This window comes from Actinophytocola oryzae (assembly GCF_004364325.1).
Lineage (GTDB): Bacteria > Actinomycetota > Actinomycetes > Mycobacteriales > Pseudonocardiaceae > Actinophytocola > Actinophytocola oryzae.
Genome location: NZ_SOCP01000001.1, coordinates 910,828 through 933,781 on the forward strand (window position 1 = coordinate 910,828; position 22,954 = coordinate 933,781).

The 22,954-nt window shown below is 71.2% G+C and carries 25 protein-coding genes; 13 read left to right on the forward strand and 12 right to left on the reverse strand.

The genetic code is table 11. The annotated features are described in order from the left end of the window. Positions 1-90 precede the first annotated feature (90 nt). Positions 91-489 carry a RidA family protein gene (locus CLV71_RS03860; RefSeq protein WP_208297358.1) on the forward strand — a complete coding sequence of 133 codons (399 nt, stop codon included), beginning with the start codon at positions 91-93 and terminating at the stop codon, positions 487-489. Then, positions 489-1,241, forward strand: coding sequence for an SDR family NAD(P)-dependent oxidoreductase (locus CLV71_RS03865; RefSeq protein ID WP_133901123.1), 753 nt, complete (start codon positions 489-491; stop codon positions 1,239-1,241). Before CLV71_RS03860 ends, CLV71_RS03865 begins: the two co-directional genes overlap by 1 nt. 1 nt (position 1,242) lies before the next feature. Here CLV71_RS03865 and CLV71_RS03870 read toward each other — a convergent pair whose 3' ends face one another. After that, positions 1,243-1,854: a TetR/AcrR family transcriptional regulator gene (locus tag CLV71_RS03870; protein WP_133901124.1), complete on the reverse strand. Its 612-nt coding sequence runs from the start codon at positions 1,852-1,854 to the stop codon at positions 1,243-1,245. Positions 1,855-1,958: 104 nt separating this feature from the next. Between CLV71_RS03870 and CLV71_RS03875 the strand changes: the two genes are divergently transcribed. The 4 genes from CLV71_RS03875 to CLV71_RS03890 are packed head-to-tail and all read left to right on the forward strand — an operon-like array spanning position 1,959 to position 7,016. Beyond that, positions 1,959-3,323: a cytochrome P450 gene (locus CLV71_RS03875; protein ID WP_133901125.1), complete on the forward strand. Its 1,365-nt coding sequence runs from the start codon at positions 1,959-1,961 to the stop codon at positions 3,321-3,323. 2 nt (positions 3,324-3,325) lie between these two features. Continuing rightward, positions 3,326-4,543 carry an acyl-CoA dehydrogenase family protein gene (locus CLV71_RS03880; RefSeq protein WP_133901126.1) on the forward strand — a complete coding sequence of 406 codons (1,218 nt, stop codon included), beginning with the start codon at positions 3,326-3,328 and terminating at the stop codon, positions 4,541-4,543. Beyond that, positions 4,540-5,505, forward strand: coding sequence for an acyl-CoA dehydrogenase family protein (locus tag CLV71_RS03885; RefSeq protein ID WP_133901127.1), 966 nt, complete (start codon positions 4,540-4,542; stop codon positions 5,503-5,505). Before CLV71_RS03880 ends, CLV71_RS03885 begins: the two co-directional genes overlap by 4 nt. Further along, positions 5,502-7,016, forward strand: a complete 1,515-nt coding sequence (locus CLV71_RS03890; RefSeq protein WP_133901128.1) for a class I adenylate-forming enzyme family protein — start codon at positions 5,502-5,504, stop codon at positions 7,014-7,016. The genes CLV71_RS03885 and CLV71_RS03890 overlap by 4 nt, the downstream gene beginning before the upstream one ends. Positions 7,017-7,143: 127 nt before the next feature. On the opposite strand, the gene CLV71_RS03895 is transcribed toward CLV71_RS03890, so the two are convergent. The 3 genes from CLV71_RS03895 to CLV71_RS03905 all read right to left on the reverse strand — a co-directional run bounded on the left by CLV71_RS03895 (position 7,144) and on the right by CLV71_RS03905 (position 10,407). Continuing rightward, on the reverse strand, positions 7,144-7,935 hold the full coding sequence (locus tag CLV71_RS03895) for an amino acid ABC transporter ATP-binding protein (protein WP_133901129.1): 792 nt from the start codon (positions 7,933-7,935) through the stop codon (positions 7,144-7,146). Further along, on the reverse strand, positions 7,932-9,410 hold the full coding sequence (locus CLV71_RS03900; protein ID WP_133901130.1) for an ABC transporter substrate-binding protein/permease: 1,479 nt from the start codon (positions 9,408-9,410) through the stop codon (positions 7,932-7,934). The genes CLV71_RS03895 and CLV71_RS03900 overlap by 4 nt, the downstream gene beginning before the upstream one ends. Positions 9,411-9,528: 118 nt before the next feature. Then, the gene (locus tag CLV71_RS03905; protein ID WP_208297359.1) at positions 9,529-10,407 is read right to left on the reverse strand and encodes a MurR/RpiR family transcriptional regulator; all 879 of its coding nucleotides are present in this window, start codon (positions 10,405-10,407) and stop codon (positions 9,529-9,531) included. 49 nt (positions 10,408-10,456) lie between these two features. Between CLV71_RS03905 and CLV71_RS03910 the strand changes: the two genes are divergently transcribed. Then, positions 10,457-11,317, forward strand: a complete 861-nt coding sequence (locus CLV71_RS03910) for a DMT family transporter (protein WP_133901131.1) — start codon at positions 10,457-10,459, stop codon at positions 11,315-11,317. A 97-nt stretch (positions 11,318-11,414) separates the two neighbouring features. After that, the gene (locus CLV71_RS03915) at positions 11,415-12,200 is read left to right on the forward strand and encodes an IclR family transcriptional regulator (protein WP_133901132.1); all 786 of its coding nucleotides are present in this window, start codon (positions 11,415-11,417) and stop codon (positions 12,198-12,200) included. On the opposite strand, the gene CLV71_RS47465 is transcribed toward CLV71_RS03915, so the two are convergent. After that, the gene (locus CLV71_RS47465) at positions 12,197-12,340 is read right to left on the reverse strand and encodes a hypothetical protein (RefSeq protein ID WP_166663915.1); all 144 of its coding nucleotides are present in this window, start codon (positions 12,338-12,340) and stop codon (positions 12,197-12,199) included. The genes CLV71_RS03915 and CLV71_RS47465 overlap by 4 nt on opposite strands. Positions 12,341-12,384: 44 nt before the next feature. Here CLV71_RS47465 and CLV71_RS03920 point away from each other — a divergent pair, with 44 nt between their 5' ends. Next, complete coding sequence (locus tag CLV71_RS03920) at positions 12,385-12,672, forward strand: hypothetical protein (RefSeq protein WP_133901133.1); 288 nt, start codon at positions 12,385-12,387, stop codon at positions 12,670-12,672. 17 nt (positions 12,673-12,689) lie between these two features. Here the strand turns inward: CLV71_RS03920 and CLV71_RS03925 are convergent, their stop codons facing one another. Genes CLV71_RS03925 through CLV71_RS03950 form a run of 6 tightly spaced genes read right to left on the reverse strand, consistent with a single transcriptional unit; the run spans position 12,690 to position 17,689 of the window. Continuing rightward, entirely contained in the window at positions 12,690-13,280 is a 591-nt protein-coding gene (locus CLV71_RS03925) for a carbonic anhydrase family protein (protein ID WP_133901134.1), read from the reverse strand. Between the two features lie 55 nt (positions 13,281-13,335). Beyond that, entirely contained in the window at positions 13,336-13,827 is a 492-nt protein-coding gene (locus CLV71_RS03930) for a DoxX family protein (protein WP_133901135.1), read from the reverse strand. Positions 13,828-13,838: 11 nt separating this feature from the next. After that, positions 13,839-15,200: a hypothetical protein gene (locus tag CLV71_RS03935; protein ID WP_133901136.1), complete on the reverse strand. Its 1,362-nt coding sequence runs from the start codon at positions 15,198-15,200 to the stop codon at positions 13,839-13,841. Between the two features lie 29 nt (positions 15,201-15,229). Then, positions 15,230-15,466 (reverse strand): hypothetical protein, encoded by a 237-nt coding sequence (locus tag CLV71_RS03940; RefSeq protein ID WP_133901137.1) that lies wholly within the window; start codon positions 15,464-15,466, stop codon positions 15,230-15,232. Between the two features lie 29 nt (positions 15,467-15,495). Then, positions 15,496-16,497, reverse strand: coding sequence for an FkbO/Hyg5 family chorismatase (locus tag CLV71_RS03945; protein WP_166663916.1), 1,002 nt, complete (start codon positions 16,495-16,497; stop codon positions 15,496-15,498). Then, on the reverse strand, positions 16,490-17,689 hold the full coding sequence (locus CLV71_RS03950) for a 3-deoxy-7-phosphoheptulonate synthase (protein WP_133901139.1): 1,200 nt from the start codon (positions 17,687-17,689) through the stop codon (positions 16,490-16,492). Before CLV71_RS03950 ends, CLV71_RS03945 begins: the two co-directional genes overlap by 8 nt. Positions 17,690-18,050: 361 nt before the next feature. Between CLV71_RS03950 and CLV71_RS03955 the strand changes: the two genes are divergently transcribed. Genes CLV71_RS03955 through CLV71_RS03965 form a run of 3 tightly spaced genes read left to right on the forward strand, consistent with a single transcriptional unit; the run spans position 18,051 to position 20,508 of the window. Then, positions 18,051-18,614 carry a hypothetical protein gene (locus tag CLV71_RS03955; RefSeq protein WP_133901140.1) on the forward strand — a complete coding sequence of 188 codons (564 nt, stop codon included), beginning with the start codon at positions 18,051-18,053 and terminating at the stop codon, positions 18,612-18,614. Next, complete coding sequence (locus CLV71_RS03960; protein ID WP_133901141.1) at positions 18,611-19,813, forward strand: sensor histidine kinase; 1,203 nt, start codon at positions 18,611-18,613, stop codon at positions 19,811-19,813. The genes CLV71_RS03955 and CLV71_RS03960 overlap by 4 nt, the downstream gene beginning before the upstream one ends. Next, entirely contained in the window at positions 19,810-20,508 is a 699-nt protein-coding gene (locus tag CLV71_RS03965) for a response regulator (RefSeq protein ID WP_133901142.1), read from the forward strand. Before CLV71_RS03960 ends, CLV71_RS03965 begins: the two co-directional genes overlap by 4 nt. 14 nt (positions 20,509-20,522) lie before the next feature. On the opposite strand, the gene CLV71_RS03970 is transcribed toward CLV71_RS03965, so the two are convergent. After that, entirely contained in the window at positions 20,523-21,902 is a 1,380-nt protein-coding gene (locus tag CLV71_RS03970; protein WP_133901143.1) for an MFS transporter, read from the reverse strand. Between the two features lie 151 nt (positions 21,903-22,053). Between CLV71_RS03970 and CLV71_RS03975 the strand changes: the two genes are divergently transcribed. Further along, positions 22,054-22,944: a DUF6282 family protein gene (locus tag CLV71_RS03975; protein ID WP_133901144.1), complete on the forward strand. Its 891-nt coding sequence runs from the start codon at positions 22,054-22,056 to the stop codon at positions 22,942-22,944. Positions 22,945-22,954 lie beyond the last annotated feature (10 nt).

Genomic DNA, 22,954 nt, shown 5'->3' on the forward strand with positions numbered 1-22,954 from the left:
TGCTCGGGCGCCGCGGAGCTCACACCCCCGCGGTGCCCGGCACACGGTAGGTTCGGAGTGGACCACCATTCCTTCCGCTCAGGGGAAACCGTGACACAGTCGGAAAGCGACGGCAGGCGCCGGGTGCACACAGAGGACGCGCCCGCGCCGGCAGGCAGCTACTCGCAGGCGGTCGTCGCGGGCGGCTTCGTGTTCCTGTCCGGACAGACCCCGCGCCTGCCGGACGGCACCAGGCTCACCGAGGCGCCGTTCGACGTCCAGGCACGGCAGGTGCTGACCAACCTGGAGGCCGTGGCTCGTGCGGCCGGCACGTCACTGCGGAACGCGACGATGGTCACGGTGTACCTGCGCGACCTCGGCGACCGCGCGGCCTTCGACGAGGTCTACCGCGAGTTCCTGGGCGACCCGTTCCCGGCGCGGGTGATCCTGCCGTGCGACCTGGTCGGCATGGCGGTCGAGGTGTCGGCGACAGCGCTGGTGGTGGCGTGATGTCGCGAGGAGTGGTCGTCACCGGTGCCGCGCAGGGCATCGGACGTGCCGTCGCCACGGCGTTCGCCGAACAGGGCGACCGGGTGGCCGTGCACTACTCGACCAGTGCGGCGGCCGCGGAGGCGACCGTGGCCGCGCTGCCTGGCGAGGGACACGTCGTGATCGGCGGTGACCTGACCGATCCGGCGCGGGCCGGGTCGGTGGTCGCCGAGGCTGTCGCCGCGCTGGGCGGCCTTGACGTGGTGGTGAACAACGCGGCGGCCATGATCCGGCACCCCCTGGCCGAGACGTCCTATGCGGACTGGCAGGAGGCGTGGCGGGAGACGTTCGCGGTGAACGTGCTGGCGGCGGCGAACGTGAGCTACTGCGCGGCCCGGCACATGATCGACACCGGCCGCGCGGGCCGCATCGTGAACGTCGGCTCGCGCGGTGCCTTCCGGGGCGAGCCCGACTATCCCGCCTACGGGGCGAGCAAGGCGGCCCTGCACGCGATGGGGCAGTCGCTGGCCGTGTCGCTCGCGCCGCACGGCATCGTGGTGGCGTCGGTGGCCCCCGGGTTCGTCGAGACCGAACGTGTCGCGGACGTGCTCAGTGGTCAGCAGGGCGCGGACATCCGTGCGCAGAGCCCGTTCGGCAGGGTGGCAACCCCGGAGGAGGTCGCCGCCGCGGTCACCTACCTCGCCTCACCGGGCGCGACCTGGTCCTCCGGCGCGATCCTGGACCTCAACGGGGCGTCCTACCTGCGTACCTGACTCAGCGGTACAGACCGAGCAGCGCGCGGGACGCGGCGTCGACGATCTCGTCGGCCGTGGCCGTGAGGGTGCCGTCCAGCCACGCGGTGACCAGTTCGGCCATGCCGCCGATGAAGAGCAGGCCCGCGGTCTCGTCCTCGTTCTCGCTGCGGCCCGAGGAACCGAGCCATTCGCGGGTCTCGATCGCCGCCTGGTGGGCCAGGTGCCGGAGCAGGTCGGTCCTGCGCTGTCGCAGCTTCGGCACGGCGACGGACTCCACGATGGCGACCCGGCCCTTGCGGGGATCCTCGATCAACAGGCCCACGAACGCGCCGATCGACGCACGCACCCGTGCTTCCGGCTCCTCGCCCGCCTGCTCGGCCGCGTGTCTGCTGGTCTCCTCGATCTCGGCGGCTATCTCGTTCATCACCGCCTCGAGCAGTGCGTCGAGCCCGGAGAAGCTCTCGTAGAAGTAGCGCTCGGACAGGCCTGCCTCGGCACACACGGCCGTCATCGTGGTGCGGGTGTCCGGGTCGGCCCACACCGCGAGCGCGGCGTCGACCAGCCTGACCCGGCGCGCGGCGGCACGCTCGACGGCGCTGACGCCCCGGTAGACCCCTGACTGCACGGCCATGGTGCTCACCATGCCACAGCCCTCGCGGCAGACAAGGTTGACAGGACGCTCTTCCTGAATCAGGCTGGGGGTGACCGCTGCCACACCAGCGCGGAGGAGAGCCAATGACGGCCGAGGTTCGGGAACCGCGTGACAACAGGTCGGCACCGCGGCCCATCCCCACACTGCGCCGCGACGACCGCGGCCTGCCCTTCGTCGGCCAGCTCCTGGAGTACGCCAAGGACCCGGTCGGCCTCTACCGGCACCACTGGGAGCGTTACGGCCCCGTCGCCCCCTTCCGCACGGTCGGCAGGGACGCCGCGATGCTCCTCGGGCCCGACGCGTGCGGCGAGGCGTTGCAGAACAAGGACAAGGCGTTCGCCAACGGACCGGCGTGGTCGCAGCTCGTCGGCCCCTTCTTCAACCGCGGCCTCATGCTCATCGACTTCGACGAGCACCACGGCCACCGCCGGATCATGCAGGAGGCCTTCGTCCGGCCACGGCTGGAGGCCTACACCCGCCGGCTGCACCCCGCCATCGAGCAGGGCATGGCGACCTGGACCGCCGACGAGGAGTTCCCTGCCCACTGGCGGCTCAAGCAGCTGACACTGGACATCGCCGCCGATCTGTTCATGGGCGGCGCCCGCGACACCAGCCAGGCCGAGATGGACCGGGTCAACAGGTCGTTCATCGCGTGCGTCCAGGCCGCCGCGGGGATCATCCGCGCGAACGTGCCGTTCACCAGGTGGGGCCGGGCCTACCGGGGCCGCGGGGTGCTCGAGTCGTTCCTCCGCCACTACCTGCCCGCCAAGCGCGCGACCCAGACCGACGACATCTTCTCCGTGCTCTGCCACATCGAGACCGACGACGGCGACCGGTTCGGCGACGACGACGTCATCAATCACATGGTCTTCCTGATGATGGCCGCGCACGACACCTCGACGATCACCACCTCGACGATGCTGCAGTACCTCGGCCAGCACCCCGTCTGGCAGGAGCGCTGCCGCACCGAGGCACTCGCGCTCGGCCCGGCGCCGTCGGTGGCCGAGCTGGAAGGGCTCGTCTCCCTCGACCTGGTGATGCGCGAGGCGCTGCGGCTGCGCGCGCCCGTTCCGGTGGTGGTGCGCCACACCGTCAAGGAGACTGTCGTTCAGGGCGTCCGCATCCCGGAGGACACCGGCGTCGCGCTGGGCATCCAGTTCACCCACCTCATGGAGGACTACTGGACGAACCCGACGGCCTTCGACCCCGAGCGGTTCTCGCCGGAACGCCGCGAGGACAGGTCGCACCGGTTCGCATGGGAGCCGTTCGGCGGTGGCGTCCACAAGTGCATCGGGATGTACTTCGCGGGACTGGAGGTCAAGGCGATCATGCACCGGCTGTTGCGCGAGTACCACTGGAGCGTCGACCCGGGCTACGTCCCGCCGATGGACAACCACTCGCTGCCGTTCCCCAAGGACGGCCTCCCCATCACTCTCACCAGGAACTGAGCATGGACTTCGACGACACCCCGGAAGAGGCCGCCTGGCGGGCGGAGGTGCGCTCGTTCCTCGAGCAGCACCGCGACGAGCTCGGCTCCCGCGACCTGGACACGGCCAGGGCCAGGGCCAGGCAGGCCACCCTCTACGACGCCGGTTTCGTCGGCGTCACGTGGCCCGTCGAGGCGGGCGGCCGCGGCGGCACGCCGATGCAGCAGGCGATCATCGACCAGGAGACGGCCAGGCTCGACCTGCCTCCGTTGATCAACCTCATCGGCATCGGCATGTGCGGCCCGACCGTGATCGTGCACGGCAGCGACGACCAGAAGAACCGCTACCTCAGGCGGCTGCTCCGCGCGGACGACGTCTGGTGCCAGCTGTTCAGCGAGCCCGCCGCGGGCAGCGACCTGGCCGGGCTGCGCACGAGGGCGGTCCGCGACGGCAACGAGACCTGGCGCGTCGACGGCCAGAAGGTCTGGACGACCCGCGCCCAGCTGTCCGACTACGGCATCCTGCTCACGAGGACCGACCCGGACGTGCCCAAGCACCGGGGGCTCACCATGTTCGTCGTCGACATGAAGGCCAGGGGTGTCACGGTGCGCCCGCTGCGGCAGATGAGCGGCGGCGCGGACTTCAACGAGGTCTTCTTCGACGACGTGGTCATTCCCGACACCGAGCGCCTCGGTGACGTCGGCGACGGCTGGCGGGTCGCGCTGACGACGCTGATGAGCGAGCGCCTGTCGCTGGGTGGCGGCGGCACCGGCATCGGCCCCAGCCCGGAGGCCGTGGCCAGGCACGTGGCGGGGCATCTCGACGCGCTGTCGCCCGACCGGCAGGTGCTGGCCCGCCAGACGCTGGGCCGGGCCTACGTCGCCGCGCTCGGCAGCCGGTACACCGGCTACCGCCAGCTCTCGAAGCTCAGCCGCGGCGAGTTCCCCGGCCCGGAGGCGTCGGCGGGCAAGCTCTCCGGCACCAGGACGGCACGCGACTTCGCCGACCTCGCGGTGCGGGTGCTCGGGGACGACGCACGCGTCGCGTCGTCGGGCGACGGCGTCGGCTGGCAGGAGCTGCAGGCAGGCCTGCCCGGCATGGCCATCGCGGGCGGCACCGACCAGGTGCTGCGCAACATCATCGGCGAGCGCGTCCTCGGGCTGCCCGCCGAGCCGCGCGCCGACAAGGGCGTCACCTTCCGGGAGAGTCTCGCCGCCACCAGCGAGAGGACGAGGCCATGAACTTCGACCTGGACCAGCACCACCTGGACCTGGCCGACGCCGCGCGCGACTTCCTGTCGGCCTCCGCCTCACCGGCCGCGGCCAGGGCGTCGCTCGACGAGGGCGCCGGCGTCCAGCCGGGCCGCGCGGAGCTGGTCAAGAGCGGCTTCGCGACGATCACGGTCCCCGAGAGCGCAGGCGGGGGCGGCGGCAGCGTCCTGGACCTCGCCGTCGTGGCCGAGCAGGCCGGCCGCGTGCTCGCGGGCCCGTCGCTGGTGAGCTACGCACGGGCGGCGGTGCTGCTCGGCGGCGATCCCCGGTCGGCCGAACTCGTCGGGGGCGACGTGGCGGTGGCGGTCGTCGACAGCGGTCCCGTCCTCGACGCCGTCGGCGCCGACACGTTCCTCGCGCTGCGCGACGGCGCGCTGGTCTGCGGGCCGGGCACCGTCACGGCCCGCGAGCCGATCGACGCGACCCGCGGCCTCGGCGACGTCACCCTGGGGGAGACCTCGGTCCTGGTGCCGGACGCGACCGAGCTGTGGTCGCGGGCCGAGCGTGTCGGCCGGACGATCCTCGCCGCCGAGGGCCTCGGCGCCGCCGCCCGCATCCTGGAGATCGGCGTGGCGTACGCGAAGGAGCGGCACGCCTTCGGCCGTGCCATCGGCTCCTACCAGGCGGTCAAGCACATGCTGGTCGACGTGTACGTGGAGGTCGAGCAGCTCCGCTCGCTGGTCTGGTGGGCGGCGTGGGCCGCCGACCACGCGCCGGACGAGCTGCGGCTGGCCTCGGCAGCCGCCAAGGCCGCCTCGGCCACCACCCTGGAGCACGCGGCCGAGACGGTGGTCCAGGTGCACGGCGGCATCGGGTTCACGTGGGAGCACGACGCGCACCTGTACTGGCGCAGGGCCAAGGTGGACCGGTTCCTGCTCGGCGACGACGTGGCCGCCTACGACGAGGTAGCCCGTCTGGCGATGACGTCGTGAGTCCAGGCGAGCACAACCTCGCCGTCCTGGCGGAGCGGGCCTTCGACCGTCTCGGCGACTACGAGTCGCTGTTCTTCGAGGGCAGGTGGCTGACGTCGGGGGAGCTCCACGAGCGTTCGGCCAGGGTCGCGGGCGGCCTGCGCGCACACGGTGTGGCGCCGGGGGACCGGGTGGTCGTGCTGATGATGAACACGCCGGAGGTGTTCATCTCCTACCGGGCGATCTGGCGTGCGGGTGCCGTGGTGACTCCGGTGATCTTCCTGCAGACCGCGCCGGAGCTGCGCCACATCCTGACCGACTCCGGTGCGACGGCCGCGATCGTCAGCTCGGAGCTGGTGGGTCTGTTCGGGGGCGCCGCGGAAGGGCTGGACATCACGACGTTCGTGGTCGGCGACGGCGCGCCGGAGGGCACCACCCCGTTCTCCGCACTGGAGAGCGGCGAGCCCGCCGGGATCGAGCCGCGCGCCGACGACGACCTCGCGGGCCTGCTCTACACGGGCGGCACGACCGGCCGGGCGAAGGGCGTCATGCTGAGCCATCGCGGGCTGTGGGAGGCGGGCCGGGGCATGGACCTGATCGCCAGGACGATGACCTCGACCCGGTCGCTGCTGCCCCTGCCGCTCTCGCACGCCTACGGCCTCAACATCACGATCGCCGCGTTCCACTCGGACCGCAGGCACGTCTCGGTGCTGCAACGCTGGTTCGACCCGGTCGGCTGGCTGACGCTCGTCGCCGAGCACAGGCTGGAGTCCAGCGCGGTCGTCCCCGCCATGCTCCAGCTGCTGCTCGCCCAGCCGATCGCCGACTACGACCTGTCGTCGCTGCAGTCGTTCGGCTCCGGCGGCGCCACGCTGCCGCCCAGCGTGCGGGAGAAGGCGGAGAAGGCGTTCGGGGTGACCATCCTGGAGGGCTACGGCTGCACGGAGTCCAGCGCGGTGGTGTCGGCCGAGACGACCACCGACCACCGGTCGGGCAGCGTCGGCAAGCCGGTGCCGCACGCGGAGGTGGCCATCCTCGACCCGGACGGCAAGCCGGTGCCGGTGGGGGAGCAGGGCGAGATCTGCGTCCGGGGCCACGGGGTGATGCTCGGCTACTGGAACGACCCGGAGCTGACCGCCCAGACCGTCAGGGATGGCTGGCTGCACACCGGCGACGTCGGCCGCCTCGACGAGGACGGGTTCCTCTACGTCGTCGACCGGATGAAGGACCTGATCATCCGGGGCGGCTTCAACGTCTTCCCACGTGACGTCGAGGACGTGCTGCTCGGGCACCCGGCCGTGCAGGCGGCGGCGTGCGTGGGGAGGCCAGACCCGGAGCGTGGCGAGGAGGTGGTCGCGGTCGTCAAGCTCGCGCCGGGCGCCGACACGACAGGCGCCGAGCTGGTCGAGTTCGCCAGGGCCCGCCTGGCGAAGTACAAGTACCCGCGGGAGGTGCGCGTGCTCGACGCCGTGCCGCTCACCAGCGTCGGCAAGGTCAACAGGAAGGCCGTCCGCGACCTGTGGCCGCACTGAAGGACGCCTTCAGTACACCGGGCCGGGCCTCACCCACCGGCCCAACGTACTGAAGGACGCCTTCAGTACGCCCAGCGTTACGAAGGCGTCCTTCAGTGCACCGGGGTCAGCCGGGGGTCGGCCTGGGTCAGCCGGGGTCCAGGATCCGTTTGAGGAAGCGTCGGGTTCGGTCCTCGACCGGGTCGCCGATCACCTGGGCGCTCGGGCCCTGTTCGACGATCACACCGCCGTCCAGGAACAGGACGTGGTCGGCCACCTGCTCGGCGAAGCGAATCTCGTGGGTCACGATCACCGTGGTCCAGTCCTGGGTGGCGAGGTCCTTGATCACCGCCAGCACCTCGCCGACCAGCTCCGGGTCCAGTGCCGACGTCGGCTCGTCGAACAGCACCACGCGTGGCTTCAGCGCCAGGGCCCGGGCGATGCCCACCCGCTGCTGCTGCCCGCCGGAGAGCTGGAACGGGTAGGCGTCCCCTCGGTCGCCGAGCCCCACCTGGTCGAGCAGGACCCGCGCGTCGGCGACGGCCTCCTCGCGCGGACGCCCCTGGGCGACGACCGGTCCCTCGACGATGTTCTCCAGGACCGTCCGGTGCGGGAAGAGGTTGTGGGCCTGGAACACCATCCCGCTCTGCGCACGCAGCCGGTTGCTCTCCCTGCGCCCCGCCTTGCCGGCGGGCAGGGTGGCGAAGTCGACCTCGACGTCGTCGATGCCGATGACACCCCGGTCGGGCGTGTCCAGCACGTTGAGCGAGCGCAGCACCGTCGTCTTGCCGGAGCCGGAGGGTCCCAACAGGACGGTCGAGGTCCCGCGCCGCGACTCGAAGTCGATGCCCCGCAGCACCTTCTGGTCGCCGAAGGACTTCTCGAGCCCGTGCACGCGGATGCGGGCGGGTTCCGGGTTCTGCTCTGCGGTGTCAGTCATTTGGCCACATACCTGTCCAGTCGGGTCTCCAGTCGTTTCTGCGCGGCGGAGAGCCCGACGCAGATCACCCAGTAGTACAGCCCCGCGAACGCGTACAGGGCGAGGAACTCGTTGCTCTCGGCCGCCGCGAGCTGCGACTCGCGGAACAGCTCCGTCAGCAGCACCACCGACCCCAGTGACGTGTCCTTCAGCAGCGACAGCAGCGTGTTGGACAGCGGCGGCACCGCCGTCCTCGCCGCCTGGGGCAGCACGATCCGGCGCAGTGTCAGGGGATAGTCGAGCCCGACCGTCGACGCCGCCTCCCACTGGCCCTTCGGCACCGCGAGGATCGCCGACCGCACGACCTCCGCCGCGTAGCCCGCCACGTTGAGGCTGAACGCGATGACGGCCGCCGTGAACGGGTTGAACTTCAGCCCTACCTGCGGCAGGCCGTAGAAGACGATGAACAGCTGCAGCAGCAGCGGGGTGCCCCGGATGATCGAGATGAACGCCCTGGCCAGCCCCGAGAGAACCCGGTAGGAGGAGATCCGCGCCAGTGCGACAAGCAGCGCGAGCACCAGGCCGATCGCGAAGCTCACGACGGTCAGCGGGATCGTCACCTTGACCAGGCCGACGAACATCGGCCACGCGGTGTCGCCCATCACCTCCCACGTGCTGCGTGCCCCTCGGCCCTCCGAGAGGTCCGCGGTGCCGCCGTCGGGCACCGAGACGTTGGCCTTGAAGTACTTCTGCGAGATCTTGTCCAGCGTCCCGTCGTCCCGCAGCGCCGTGATGGCCTTGTTCGCCGTGTCGAGCAGTGCCGTGTCGGTCCTGCGGAACGCGAGGACCTGCTCGCTGACCTCCTCGCCCGCGTTCCCGGCGATCTCGACGTCGTCGGAACCGGTGCTGGCCAGGTAGTCGAGCACGGCGATGTTGTCGTTGACGATCGCGTCGACCCTGCCCTGCGCGAGCAGTGCCGCGGCCTGCGCGAAACCCTCGACCGCCTCGACGTTCGCCCCGGCGTCGCGGGCGACCTGGGCCCAGTTGCTGGTGGCCGACTGCGCGGTGGTCCTGCCCTTGAGGTCGGCGAGCGTCTTGATGCTGTCGTCACCCTTGCGCCGCACGATCACGCCGTGGGAGTAGGTGTAGGTGTCCGACAGGCCGTACCTGGCCTTGCGCTCGTCGTTGACCGACACCTGGTTGGCGATGACGTCGATCCGTTCGGCGTCCAGCGCGGGGAAGATCGCGTCCCACTGCGTCTCGACGAACTCCAGCTTCCACCCGGCCTCGACGGCGATCGCCTTGATCACCTCGATGTCGTAGCCGGTCAGCTCCGCTGTCTTCGGGTCGTGGAAGGAGAACGGTGGATACGTCCCCTCGGTGCCGACCCGGACCACGGGTTGCCCGGTGTCCTGCGCGGCCGCGGCGCTCGCCTGCGCGGGCACGACCGTCAACAGCAGCAGGAACAGCACCGCGCCCCTGAGCACGTGTCGCATCAGCGACTCCCTCGCCTTCGCCGCAGGTGCCCGGAATCCGGCACCGATGCGGAAGGGTAGTGGGTCGGGGCAGGACGCAGCCCCGAGATCCACTATGCGGGAAAGCGCTCGCCTCCTGTCATCGCGACCGGCTGCCCGCCTCGGAGATCTCCGTGGCGATGCGGAGGGCGTGCCGGGCCCTGGGCAGGTCGGCGAAGCTGATGGCCGCGTGCAGGATGTCGACGACGGCGAGGTGGGCGAGGCGGCTGCTCGACGGCGCCATCTGCAGCCCGAGGTCCGGACCACCGGCGACGAGCACCACGTCGGCGCGGTCCGCGAGCGGCGACGAGGCGAAGCTCGTGATCGCCAGGACCGACGCCCCGGCCGTCCTGGCGGCGTCGACCACCGCGAGCGTCTCGACGCTTCGTCCACTGTGGCTGATCGCCACCAGCGGCTCGCCCGGTCGCAGCTGCCGTGCCTGGAGCTGGGCGGTCCGCGAGTCGTGCGGCGCGCCGGCGCGGCAGCCGATGGCCGTCCACCGGTAGGCCGCGTCGGCGGCGGGCGCGGCCGAGGTGCCCACGCCGAACACGAGGATCGAGCGCGCGGGCGCCAGCAGCGACACGGCGTTGTCCAGGGCCGCGGGGTGCAGCGTCGCGCCGGTCGCGCGGATGCCGGCGGCGTGGCTGGTCAGGACCAGCTCGCTGATCTCGCTCACCGTGGACGTCTCGGTCAGCTGCTCGGGGGGTGCGGCGCCCGGCTGTGTGGCGAGGTCGCGCACCAGCGCGCGCTTGAGGTCGCCGAAGCCCTCGAAGCCCGCCGCGCGGGCGGCGCGGACGACGGTCGCCGGTGAGACCTCGGCGCGTGCGGCCAGCTCGTCCGTCGTGGCCGACCGCGCGAACGCCGGGTCGGCCAGCACGAGGCGCATCACCTTCGCGTCGCTCGGCCGCAGGCCCGGCAGCACGGCCGCGACCGTGGCGTGCAGGCCGCCGGGGATGTCGGTCCGCACGGAGGAAACCACGTTTCCGATGATAACATGATTAGGAAATTTAGTTTCACGAAAGGTCCTCATGCACCCGCTCGCCATCACGCTGCTGCTGATCGCCTCGGTCACGCACGCGGTGTGGAACTTCGCGGCGAAGCGGGTCGACGGGGGCGGCGCGGTGTTCGTCTGGCTCTACTACTCGGTGTCGGCGGTGCTGTGCGTGCCGATCGCGGTCGGGGAGCTGGTCGTCGACGGGGCCCGGCCGCAGTGGTGGTGGCTCCTCGCCTCGGTCGGCACGGCCATGCTCCACGTCGGCTACGGCGTCCTGCTCCAGCGCGGCTACGCCGTCGGGGACATGTCGGTGGTGTACCCGCTGGCCAGGGGCACCGGGCCGCTGCTGTCGGTGGTCGCCGCGGTGCTGTTCCTCGGCGAGCGGCCCGGCGTGCTCGGCATGCTGGGCGCCGCCGCGGTCGTGGTGGGCGTGTGCGTGATCAGCGCCGGCCGCAACCACTCGGGCAGGCCCATGCTCGCGAGCGTGGTCTACGGCGTGCTCACCGGCGCGATGATCGCCGGCTACACCGTGTGGGACGCCCACTCGGTCAACGCCGTCGGGATGCCACCGATCCTGTACTTCGCCGCGGGCAGCGTGTTCCAGAGCGTGCTGCTCGCCCCGTACGCACTCGCCAGGAAACCGGAGATCGCCAGGCTGTGGGGCCGGTACCGGCGTGAGGTGCTGACCGTCGCGGTGCTCTCGCCGCTGGCGTACCTGTTGGTGCTGTTCACGATGCGGACCACCCCGGTTAGTGTGGTCGCGCCCGTGCGGGAACTGAGCATCGTGATCGGCAGCCTGATCGCGTGGCGCGTCCTCGCCGAGCCGAACCCGGCGCGCAGGCTGGTGGGTGCCGCGATCGTGCTGGGCGGCATCGTCGGCATCGCGCTGGGGTGAGCGGACCGAGCGCGCCGCCCGGTTTCGGGTAGCCTGACGAGCATGTTCACGAAGTGAACACGGCTTTCGGGCCGGAACACCGTCGGCGGAGGCTCTCGTGACCAGATCGACCCGGTCGCCGGACGCGGAACGCGGCGACCAGGCCGACATCCAGGCCGTGAGCCGGGTCAGCCAGATCCTGTCGCTGTTCGACCCGGCCACCCCCGAGGTGACGGCGAACATGGTCGCCGAGCGGCTCAACCTCAACCGCACCACCGCCTACCGGTACTGCACGTCCCTCGTCGCCGCGGGCCTGCTCGAACGCAGCGCCGAGGGCGGCTACGTGCCGGGAGGGCTGCTGCTGCAGCTCGGTGCGTTCGCCATCGGTCGCCGCCGGGTCGTCAACCTCGCCTCCCGGCACATGCGGGCGCTCTCGCGTGCCACGCAGACCAGCGTGGTGCTGAGCCTCTGGGGCCTCACGGGCCCGGTGGTGTCCCGGGTCGAGGAGAACACGTCCACGATCGTCGTCGTGTCCGTGCGGGTGGGCAGCCACCTGCCGATGGACACCGCGCAGTGCAAGATCTTCCTCGCCTACCACACCGACCAACTGGCCATGGAGCGGTTGATGGCGACCCTGCCCGGCCAGGCCAGGGACGAGCTGCGTGCCGACGTCGAACGCGTCCGCGCGGTCGGCTACTGCTCGGCGATGAGCACCCCCGGTGTCGTGGCGGTGGCCGCCCCGGTCTTCGACGAGTACGGCATCTGCGCCACCCTCGCCATCGTCGGCCCGGACAACACCCTGTCGATGTCCGACGACGCGCCCGAACTGCGCGTCGTCGTCGACACCGCACGCGAGCTGACCACCGAGCTGGGCGGCCACCACCGGCCTGACGATCCCGCCTAGTGCGACATCCGCCGGACCTCCCGCACCGGGGACAGGTACGCCGCGGCCAGGAGGACCGCGAAGATCACCAGGTCGAGGATCCAGCGCGGGTCGTCGACGTGGAAGGCGCCCGCGAACTCGGCGCGTTCGGCGGCGGTCAACAGGGTCGTGGACCGCTCGGCATCGGCGAGGTCGAGGCGGCTCGGTGGGGACGTTCGCGGCGATCGCGATGGGGATGCTCGGCAGGAACATCGAGAACATGGTCTCGCCGGTGACCGACGAGCTGTCCAACGCCGTTCCCATCATCATGATCCCGACCGCCCCACCGAACGCGAACAGGGCCATCGCCGTGGTGCCGAGCGCGACCAGGACGTCCTCCACCCACGCGCGGAGCCGCGGCCTGCGCGACACCGACGCCGCGGCCAACCCCACCGCGACCGGCGCTGGGTGCGTGGGCATGACGCCGTCGAACTGCCGCGGGTGGAACCGGTAGAACGCCGACCGGCCTGACTAGGCGTCGGTGAGCACGAAACGCCGGTTGAGCGGTTGGGGGTCCCTGGCGCCGTCGGCGTGGTGGCGGACGAGCGCCGCCAGGTCGCCCGCCCTGACGGTCACGGTCCGCTTCATGACGACCCAGCTGACGTTCTCGTCGTAGCCGGGAGTGGTGAGGGAGCCCTCGTAGCGGTAGTGCGTGCGGTCTCCCGGCCCGGGGAGCAGCCCCGCGAGGTCGATGGACACCGGTGTCGGCGGGTCCGCCGGATCGTCGTGTCCGGTGCCGAGATCGAGGAACACGGCGATGACGCACCGGCGGATTCCGTCGGTGACCCGGTGGTGTACCGCGTGCATCTCGGCCGCACGCCGCTCGCCGTCGACCCAGTGCTCGCTCGGCCGGTGGAAGTGCACGTCGGACAGCGTGTAGATCTCGCCGTCGACGCGGATCGTGTTCTTGTCGGAGTCCGGGGCGTACCGGTAGCCGTGTCCGCCGCGGCTCGGCGTGAACGCCTGTGGTCCGGACGGCCAGTCGATCACCAGGGCCGTGCGCAGCTCGGGAACGGCGAACGCGTTCCCCAGGTTGATCGGCGACTGCTGGTGTCCTGTCATGTGCGTGTTCCCTTCTGGTGGAGGGCGGCGGCCGCTGCCGGCCGCCGCCCCGGGTTCAGCCCGTCCGTCGTCGGTGGTGCTGGGCGATCACGAACCCGGCGGCGACGAGCACCAGGTTCTTCACCACGAACTCGCCCTGCGTGGTCAGCAGCAGCGGGTTGCCGTTCCGGAACGAGGCCTCCGGTCGGATGGCCAGGACCAGGAACGTGCCGAGCAGGTGCAGCGTGGTCAACGCCGTCACCAGCCCGACCCTGATGCCGGTGACCAGTGCCGTGCCGGCCAGCACCTCGAACACGCCGAGCGCCGGCACGAGCCAGGAGGCGGGCAGGAACGGCACAGTGGCGGCCACCAGGTCGTTCACCGGCGAGTAGCCGGTGATCTTCAGCGCGCCGAACCACACGAACACCACACCGACCGTCACCCGCAGGATCGGCGCGCTGTGGTCGAGCAGCCAGTGCACGGCGGCCGACGACCGTGGCGCCGCGACCCGGTGCCGGACAGTCGGCGTGGCCGTGCCGTCGCTCGTCTCGATGCCGTTCACCGTCATGGTTTCGCCCCTTACCGCTCGCCGCGCCGGGCGGTCACGAGCGCGTCGCCGAGTGCCCGCAGCTGCCCGTCGGTGCCGAGCAGCTGTTCGGCCACCAGGTCCAGGGCTCGGTCGAGGTGTGGGCGCACCTCGGCCGGCCAGTCCAGCTCGGCGAGCTGGTCGCGGGCCTCCTGGGTCGGGTCGGGGAACCGGGCGGCGAGTGCGTACACGACCGCGCCGACCACCGCGTCCAGCACCGTCTCCGGCAGCAGCGACGTCGTCAGGTTCGGCAGGTGCCCCGTCTGCTCGGGGTCGCCCGCCGCCCGCTGCCGCCACGGGTCGAGCTGCGGCCGCAGCGACTCCCACAGCTCCGGGTCCACCGAGCCGATGCCGTGCCTGCCCGCCCACTGGAGCGCGTCGGCCCTGGTGACGGTGGTGGCCAGCACCTCGCGTGCCTCCGCGCCGACGCGCAGCAGCTCGACGAGATCCAGGTCGTCCGGCCCGCCGAACAGTGCCGGCCGCAGGTCCATCGACACCCGGTGGTGCCAGCGCGCGGCCCAGACCGCCTGCCACCACATGGTCCGCTGGCTGACCGGCCTGGCCAGCCAGACGGCCAGGTTGCGGTAGTACGACCTGATGTCCGCCAGCGCGGCACGGCCGGACTCGGAGGCGGCGAACCCGACGCTCTTGATCGGGTCCTCCGGCGCCAGCGGGTCGCCGACCAGGTTGACGTTGAAGAAGTGGTGCCAGGTGGCGTCCACCGCGACCCGGCCGACGCCGGCCAGGTGACCGTCGTAGGCGCCGATCGCGCCGAAGGTCGTGGCGTTGAGCCTGCCCTTGCGCGGGTCCTGGTCGGCAGGCCGCGCCGCGACGGTCGACCACGCCACTATCTCGGGGGCGACACCGCCGGGGTACTCGGTCACGTCGTACCCGTCGTAGGTGAAGGTCTTCGCCAGGTCGTCGGGGACGTAGCACTCACCCTCGTGCGGGTGGTCGGGCAGCACCCGGATGACCCCGCGCGGGCCGCAGAGCAGCGGGTGCGGGTAGGCCTGGTGCGCCCACTTCGGTGAGCTGGACGTCGCGTACATCCGGGGCGTGATCGTCTGGGGGATGTCGTCGGACTGGTCGTTGAGCTGGAACAGCGGGTCGTGCCCCGCCGACAGCGTGTCCAGCCGGTCCGGTCCGCCGATGGACGGGGCGACCGGCTCGCCGTTCGGGCCCGGCCGCGGCCAGTGCCACTTGCGCATGCTGCGCACCCTCGGCACCCCGCCGCACATCGAGGCCCCGAGGTCCTCGTGGTCGCCGGTGGCGAACACGCCCCCGCCGCCGTCCATGAACTGGGCGACGGCCCGCAGCTCCGGCTCGGTGAGCGGTGCCCGGGTGGAGCGGGCCACGCCGAACATCCAGATCTGGTCGTAGGCGGTCAGTCGTGCTGGTCGAACCGGAACTCCGGGATCTGGGCGGACTGCGCGGGCAGGTTGCGCTCCCGGTGTGCCCTGGTCACGTCGAACCGGACCCACGGCCCCGGTGGGGTGGCCAGCGTGTCGAGCAGGGTGACGAGGCCGAAGTCGGCCCGGTCGAAGCTGGCCTCGCCGTCGGTCACGACGAGGATGCGGATCGTCCGGGGCTCCGCCAGGATCGTGGTCGAGGTGTTCTGCATGGCTGCTCCTCCAGGGTTCTTCGGTGTGGTCATGACGTGATGCCCTCGATCTCGACGAGGAGGTCCCGGCGGCAGACGTCGACGACGAAGTAGGCGATGTCCGTCCGGGCGCCGAACGACTCGCCGCACAGCTCCGCGACAACCGGCAGGTCCTCCCGACGCTTGACGTAGACCTTGACGGCGCGCAGGTCCTCCAGCCCGAACCGCTCGTCGATCCCGTGCCGGGTCAGGTTCTCCGCACCGATCAGGACGGCGATGTTGGCCAGGGTCACCTGCGTCTGGGCCGCCACCTCTCCACTGTGGACGGTCCGGTGGTCCAGGATGCTCGCGGTGCCGGACACGTACACGCGGCCACGCTCGCCGTCCCTGCCAGGCGCCAGGTAGGTCGCCCTGGCGAACCGGGGCGGTCGCGGTCCATACCGGGCGGGGTACTCGGAGGACGGTGTCTGCAGGGGGTTCTCGAGGTGGACGGTCGTGCGGGACCGGTGCGCCAGGAAGTAGAACGAGGCGCCGCCGCCCAGCGCGCCGATCCCGGTCGCGGCGGCCATGTCCACGCGTCCGGCGTTCTCGAACGCCTGGGCGCGTCCTGCGCAGAAGTCGGCGTAGACCTCCGTGCCCGCCGCCGTGCGGTCGGTGATGCCTGCGATCGTGTTCCACATGCGGAACACGTGCGGGTACTCGAGGGCCTCGACCAGCTCGAACGCGGCCCGGTAGGCACGTTCGGCATCGTCGCGGCAGGTCCGGGACGGTCCAATGTGGCCCGCGGCGAACAGGACCGCGCCGTCGTGGGCGAACAGCAGTCCCCGGTGCTCACCGGTGCGCACCGGGCCCATGGCAGGCCACGACTCGACGACCTCGCGGTCGCCTGCGCCGGTCATGTGCAGTGGCAGCACCGGGCGGTCGTGTTCCCAGCGCGGCGGGCCGCCCTCGGCGCCGTACCTGACGGTGCCGAGCAGCTCACGAGCCTCGGCCGGGTGCTCGGCGATGATCGGGAGCGTGCCGGTGGGCCGGGGAATCTCCTTGCTATGCAATGGACTTCTCCTCTCGGATCGTGGTGGCCGCGGCCCAGGAGCGCACGACGGCCAGAGCCTGGCCAGGGTTGAGCCTCGGGTCGCACAGGCTGGTGAAACGGCCCGTCGGTGCGTCCTCCCAGACGCATTCGCCGACCGGGTCCGGGGTGGTCTCCAGGTGCAGCCCACCCGACACGCCGCCCACGGCCCGCACGGCGGCCTGGAACTCGGCGGTCTCGCGCAGGATCGTGTCGACCACCCTGGTCTTGCGGCCGTCCGGGCCGGTGACCGTGTTGCCGTGCATGGGATCGCACAGCCAGATCACGGGGTGACCCGCCGACCCGACGGCGGCGACCAGAGCAGGCAGCCGGGTGGCCACCCGGTCGGCGCCCAGCCTGGCCACGAGCGTGAGCCTGCCGGGTTCGCGGTGCGGGTCCAGCCGTTCGCACAACGCCAGGAGCTGGTCGACCTCGATGCCCGGACCGACCTTGCACGCCACGGGGTTGACCACCGACGCGAGCAGTGCGACGTGCGCCCCATCGAGGTCCCTGGTGCGGTCGCCCAGCCACGGCCAGTGGGTGGAGCCGAGCAGCAGCCCCGAGCCGTCGCGGCGCAGCAGTGGGATCTCGTAGTCGAGCACCAGGGCCTCGTGGCTGGTCCACACCTCGGGCGCGTGTTCGCGGAGGTACTCGGTGGCCGTGCGGGCGGCGTAGTAGCCGGTCAACAGCCGGGCCGGCTCGGCCCGGCGGGCGGCGGCGGCCGGGCTCGGGTCGTTCACCAGGTCGCCGCGGTACACGGGCAGGACCACGCCGTCGACCGTCTCGGTGGGACGGGACCGCGGCTTGGCGAACTGCCCGGCCAGCCGGCCGACGCGGACCACGGGAAGGTCCGTCGTCGCGGTCAGCGCGGCGGCCAGCCGGTAGAGCAGAGCCACCTTGCGTGCCACGCGGGGCGGGGTGCACTCGGCGAACGGCTCGGCGCAGTCACCGGCCTGGACCACCAGCCGCCTGCCTGCCGCGACCTCGGCGAGCACCTTGCGAAGCCGGGCCACCTCGTCGGTCGTCACCAGCCCGGCCAGCCCGGCGAGGCGGGTTCGCAGCTCGCGGGCACGTTCCTCCGGCCACGGCGGCTGCTGTCCCGCGGGACGGGACCGCAGGCGGGTCATGTCCCACTCGGACAGAGCGAGACTCTGGTCGTGAACAAGGGCTCCCATGGACACCGTGGCCTCCGTGAGTCCGGTCGAGCACTGATTTCGACGACAATGCTCACCGAATGAGGCAGTCCGGTTCATCGGCCCGGAGCCGGATTTCCCGGCTCCCCCGAAAATGTGACTGTCCGATGAGGACTACGACTCGACCGGCCTCGCCCGGAGTCGGAAGCCACCTGGCAGAGCCAGATACGAGTCCGCGTTCACTGGAACGGGTGGCGGTTCGGGCCTGTTTCGCGAACTGCCACCCATTCGAGGTAACGCCCGGGTAGTAGTCTCAAGATAACCCTGGGGTCTGACGATGATCGGCGTCGGGGGTGGTCTCCTTGTCCCTGCGATATTTCTCGATCACACAACAGGAGGGGACATGTCGAGTTCGGACACACGAGTGGTGGTGTCGATCCAGGCGTCCGGCTTCGAGGACAAGCCCTGGGAGGGGCATCTGGCCACCGGCGTGCTGGTGAGATCCGACCAGGTGCTCGTCCAGTCGCTGTCACCGGAGGCGATCCAGGAGGCCGAGGGGATCGAGGTGCTGGTGGTACCACTGCCACTTGGCAAGGGTGGCCGCGTCGAGCGCCTCGCCGTCGAGAGGGTGCAGCGGGCGTTCACCAGGCCCAGCAAGGGAACAGGCGAGTTCGCGGTCATCGACCTGGCCAACGCCTCCCGCCACAGGCCGGCGGTCGGCCCGGTCGTCGACGTCGAGCTGGACGCCGCCCTCAACCAACACGACGGCGACCTGTGGGCGGCGCTGGAGACCGTGGGGGCCGTCGAGCCCGGTTTGCGGGACGCACTGACCCAGACCGTGCTCCGCGAGATGCCGGAGGTGGAACGGACACAGCGCAAACCACGCGTCCACGCGGCACCGCCGGCGAACGTGGACCACGTGGTCTGCCCACCACTCGACATCTGCAAGACGACCCGCGGCACATGACTGCCGGACGGCCGCGAAGCGGTGCTGCCCGTGCGATCACGGCCGACGTCGCGCTCGCGGCGTCGGCTGCCGCGCTGGACCTGTTCCTGTTCTCCACGATCACCGGGAACACGACACCGGCCGCGGACAAGTGGCTCGCCGTTGCCTTCGCCCTGTGCGGCTTCGTGGCCCTGCTGGTACGGCGCAGGTACCCGGTCGCCGTGTTCGGCGTGGTCTGGGCCGGCGCACTGGTCGCGCTGGCGATGAACGGCCTGGTCTACGGGCCGATCCTGTTGCCCTGCGTCGCGTTGTTCACCGTGGCGCTGACCAGCCGGGGTAGGGTCTCGGCGAGCGCGCTGTTCGCCTGCGCCGTGCTCGGGCTGGTGTCCTCGCTCCAGGAGGCCGGCTCGAAACCGCCGGAGAAACAGACGCTGGTCTTCTTCGGTATCTACGCGTTCCACCTGCTGCTGTACGCCAGCAGCTGGGCGGTCGGCCGGTGGATGCGGTTGAGCCGCAAGCACGCCGTGCTGAGCGAACGCACCAGGATCGCCCGTGAGCTGCACGACATCGTCGCGCACTCGGTCACCGTCATGATGCTGCAGGCGGCAGGCGCGCACCGGGTCCTCGACACCGACCCGGCCAGGGCGCGACAGGCGCTCGGCCACATCGAACAGGCCGGTGAGCAGGCGATGGGCGAGCTGCGTCGGATGCTGACCGCACTACGTGGCGGCACCCACGACCAGGACCCGACACCGAACGCCGTCGCCAGCGAGCCGCAGCCCGGCCTCGCGCACCTGCCCCACCTGATCGACACCATCCGCGCGACCGGCGTCCACGTCCGCACCCGGGTCGACGGCGAACCCGCCACCGTCGCGGCCAGCGTCGAACTGGCCGTCTACCGGATCGTGCAGGAGGCACTGACCAACGTCACCAAGCACGTCGGCCCCGGTGCCGACGTCGAGGTCGCACTCGTCTGGGCCCCCGACGTCCTCACCGTGACGGTCACCGACGACGGACAGGGCGACACACCGGCCCGCTCGCCACTGTCCACTCACAACGGACTCCCCGGACTGCGGGAACGGCTGGACATCGTGGGTGGCCGCCTCGACGCGGGCGCGCTGCCCGGCGGCGGCTTCCGGCTCACCGCCGAGCTTCCCGTGACCGAACCCGACCCCCTGCTCACTCCGGCACTGCACGCCGACGCGGCGGAGCCGCGATGATCCGCGTCATGCTGGTCGACGACCAGCCCCTCGTGCGCGCCGGTCTGGCCATGCTCCTGGGCGTCGAGCCCGACATCGAGGTCATCGCGGAGGTCGGCACGGGCTCGGACGCCGTGGCCCTGGTCGCCACGATCCGGCCCGACGTGGTGCTGATGGACGTCCGGATGCCGGGGATGGACGGCGTCGAGGCCACCCGGCGCATCGTCGCCGCCGACATGGCCACGGCCGACCCCACCACCAAGATCATCATGCTGACGACCTACCACGTCGACGAGGCCGTGTACGCCGCGCTTCGGGCAGGCGCCTCGGGCTTCCTGCTGAAGGACGCCGCCCCTCGGGAGCTGGTCGACGCGGTCCGGGCCGTGGCCTCCGGCGAAGCGTGGCTCGACCCGAGTGTCACCAAAGGACTGATCCGGGAGTTCGCTTCCCGCCCCGACTCCGGGCTGCCCACCCCGACCGAACTGGCCGACCTGACCACCCGCGAACGCGAGGTCCTGACGCTCGTCGCACACGGGATGTCCAACTGCGAGGTCGCCGCCCACCTCTTCGTCGGCGAGGCCACCGTGAAGACCCACCTCAGCCGCATCCTGATGAAACTCGGCCTGCGTGACCGCGCACAGGCCATCGCCGTCGCCTACCACAGCGGGCTGGTCCTCCCCGGCACCAGCCCGCCACCGGCTGGTGCCGGCCCCTGACGTCCACCCGCCGCTCAGGACAGCCGCGGGATCGTGCTGTCATCCCACATGTCGACGTCCTTGGTCTCCGGGCCGAGGAAGCCGCCGACACTGATGAGCGCGCCCGCGAGCATGAACATCACCGCGGGGGCGAGGTGCGCCGGCATGACGCCGTCGAACTGCTGGAGGTAGAACTGGTAGAACGCGGGCGCGATCAGCGCGAGGCTGTACCCGACGCCGTAACCCGTCGAACGGATGCTCGCCGGGAACCGCTCGGTCAGGTATGCGGCGATCGGGCCGAAGGTGCCCACGGTGAACACGCCGACCAGGATGGCCCAGCCGAGTACCCCGCCGAGGCCGCCGCCGGAGGTCATCATCAGCGAGTAGGCACCCGCGCCGATCACGATGACCGACAACCCGTAGCCGATGTAGAACCGCCGCCGTCCGATCCGCTGGGACAGCAGCCCGAAGACCGGATAGGACAGTGCCGCGGCCGCGTTGATCACCAGCATCGTCAGGGTCACCTGCTTGCTCGACAGCTCCAGGTGCGCCTTCAGCTGCGCGGGCGTGACGGCGGCCTCCATGTTCGTGGCGAGCCACGTGCCGGTCATCAGCACGAACACCTGGGCCAGCGCCTTCGGGTAGCGCACCAGCAGCCGCACGAACGGGAGCTTGTGCCGCTCGCCGGTCAGCGCGGCCGGCGGCTCGTGCACCTGCTTGAGGTAGAAGCGGAACAGCACCGCCGCCAGCAGCGCGCCGATCACGAACGGGATCCGCCAGCCCCACTGCACGTAGGCGCTGTGCAGGTCCGCCGAGGGCAGCAGCTGCAGCATCACCAGCGTGATCGCGGCGATCATCACGTAGGCGGCGGGCGAGGTCGACGTGATCAGCGAGGCGTAGAGGCCGCGTTTGTGCTTGGGACTCCACTCCATCGCGAGCGGCACGGCGGTCGTGTACTCGCCGCCGAGGAAGATGCCGTCGACGAACCGCAACGCGATCAGCAGGCCGACCGACCACACGCCGATCGTCTCGTGGCCGGGCAGGCACGCGATCATCAGCGTGACGACGCCGAAGCCGCTGACGGCCACCAGCGTGGTGCGCTTGCGCCCGACGGTGTCGGCGAAGTGACCGAAGATGACCGCGCCGAGCGGGCGGCCGATGAGCGTCGAGGCGAACACCAGCGAGGCCAGCAGGGCCGTCGTGCCCGGACTCAGGTTCGCGGCCTGGAAGTACGCCGCCGCCGGGGCCAGCACGACGATCGGCAGGTAGATGTCGAACTGGTCGACGAAGTAGGCGAGTGCGCCGCCGCGTACCGCGGCACGCACCTTGGTGAGGTCCGGATCGTGCGGGGCGCCTGGACGGCGCGTGTCCAGGGCCTCCGGCTGTGGTTCTACGACGGGGGGTGGTGTGGACATCGTCGTCCTCCCGGGAGGATTCGAACAGCAAGTTCACGAAGTGAACAGCACGAACCGTAGGCGTCACGACTTCGGCGCGCAAGAGCCTGGAAAGTGTTGACGTATGCTCTTATAGTGAACTGAGAATTCACATCGCGAACGAGGTGGTCCCGTGAGTCAGCGTCCTGCCGTAGCCTCCGTCCTGGACGGCCTGGTCGACATGCACGTCCACTCTGGACCCAGTCCGTTCCCCCGACGATTCGACCACGTCGAGGCCGCACAGGACGGCGCGAGGATCGGCATGCGCGCCATGGTCGCGAAGTCCCACCACCACAACACCCAGATGGACATCCTGGCGATGAGGGGGCGCCTCGCCGACGTCGCCGCCACCGCCTACGGCGGCATCGCGCTGAACAGCACGGTCGGCGGCCTCAACGTGCACGCCGTGCGCATGTGCCTGCGGATGGGCGGCAAAGTCGTGTGGTTCCCGACGATCTCCTCCGGCCGCCACCTCGACTGCCACCCCGAGGACGGCGCCTTCCCGACCACGACCGTGCCGCTGACGCTGGAACGCATCGACATCGTCGACGAGGCCGGTCGGCTCAAGCCGGAGGCGGGCGAGATCCTCGACGAGATCAAGGAGCAGGAGGCCGTGGTCAACGGCGGCCACATGTACCCCGAGTACATCCGCACGCTGTTCGAGGCCGCGAAGGACCGCGGGATCACCCGCATGGTCGTCAGCCACCCCGACTTCGTGATCGGCGCCGAGCCTGAGCTGTGCCGCGAGCTGGTCGAGCTCGGCGCGTTCGTCGAGCACGAGGTCGGCATGTACGACCCCGAGGGGACGCAGGCGTGGGACCCGCGCAAGCTCATGGGCTGGATCGAGCAGCTCGGCCCGGAGCACACCGTGCTGGCGTCCGACTTCGGGCAGGCCGCCAACCCGAAGCCCGTCGACGCGTGGCTGCGGGTCGGCGAGGCACTGCTCGACCTCGGCCTCGCCGAGAAGGACCTGCGGCGCATGGTCCGCGACAACCCGACCTACCTGCTCGACCTCGACGCCTGAGCGAAAGGAC

Bases quoted from the DNA above. Each gene is read 5' to 3' on its own strand.
- CLV71_RS03865 (WP_133901123.1), top strand. From the start codon at position 489: ATGTCGCGAGGAGTGGTCGTCACCGGTGCCGCGCAGGGCATCGGACGT.
- CLV71_RS03870 (WP_133901124.1), bottom strand. From the start codon at position 1,854: ATGGCCGTGCAGTCAGGGGTCTACCGGGGCGTCAGCGCCGTCGAGCGT.
- CLV71_RS03875 (WP_133901125.1), top strand. From the start codon at position 1,959: ATGACGGCCGAGGTTCGGGAACCGCGTGACAACAGGTCGGCACCGCGG.
- CLV71_RS03880 (WP_133901126.1), top strand. From the start codon at position 3,326: ATGGACTTCGACGACACCCCGGAAGAGGCCGCCTGGCGGGCGGAGGTG.
- CLV71_RS03885 (WP_133901127.1), top strand. From the start codon at position 4,540: ATGAACTTCGACCTGGACCAGCACCACCTGGACCTGGCCGACGCCGCG.
- CLV71_RS03895 (WP_133901129.1), bottom strand. From the start codon at position 7,935: ATGACTGACACCGCAGAGCAGAACCCGGAACCCGCCCGCATCCGCGTG.
- CLV71_RS03900 (WP_133901130.1), bottom strand. From the start codon at position 9,410: ATGCGACACGTGCTCAGGGGCGCGGTGCTGTTCCTGCTGCTGTTGACG.
- CLV71_RS03910 (WP_133901131.1), top strand. From the start codon at position 10,457: ATGCACCCGCTCGCCATCACGCTGCTGCTGATCGCCTCGGTCACGCAC.
- CLV71_RS03925 (WP_133901134.1), bottom strand. From the start codon at position 13,280: ATGACAGGACACCAGCAGTCGCCGATCAACCTGGGGAACGCGTTCGCC.
- CLV71_RS03930 (WP_133901135.1), bottom strand. From the start codon at position 13,827: ATGACGGTGAACGGCATCGAGACGAGCGACGGCACGGCCACGCCGACT.
- CLV71_RS03940 (WP_133901137.1), bottom strand. From the start codon at position 15,466: ATGCAGAACACCTCGACCACGATCCTGGCGGAGCCCCGGACGATCCGC.
- CLV71_RS03950 (WP_133901139.1), bottom strand. From the start codon at position 17,689: ATGGGAGCCCTTGTTCACGACCAGAGTCTCGCTCTGTCCGAGTGGGAC.
- CLV71_RS03955 (WP_133901140.1), top strand. From the start codon at position 18,051: ATGTCGAGTTCGGACACACGAGTGGTGGTGTCGATCCAGGCGTCCGGC.
- CLV71_RS03960 (WP_133901141.1), top strand. From the start codon at position 18,611: ATGACTGCCGGACGGCCGCGAAGCGGTGCTGCCCGTGCGATCACGGCC.
- CLV71_RS03965 (WP_133901142.1), top strand. From the start codon at position 19,810: ATGATCCGCGTCATGCTGGTCGACGACCAGCCCCTCGTGCGCGCCGGT.
- CLV71_RS03970 (WP_133901143.1), bottom strand. From the start codon at position 21,902: ATGTCCACACCACCCCCCGTCGTAGAACCACAGCCGGAGGCCCTGGAC.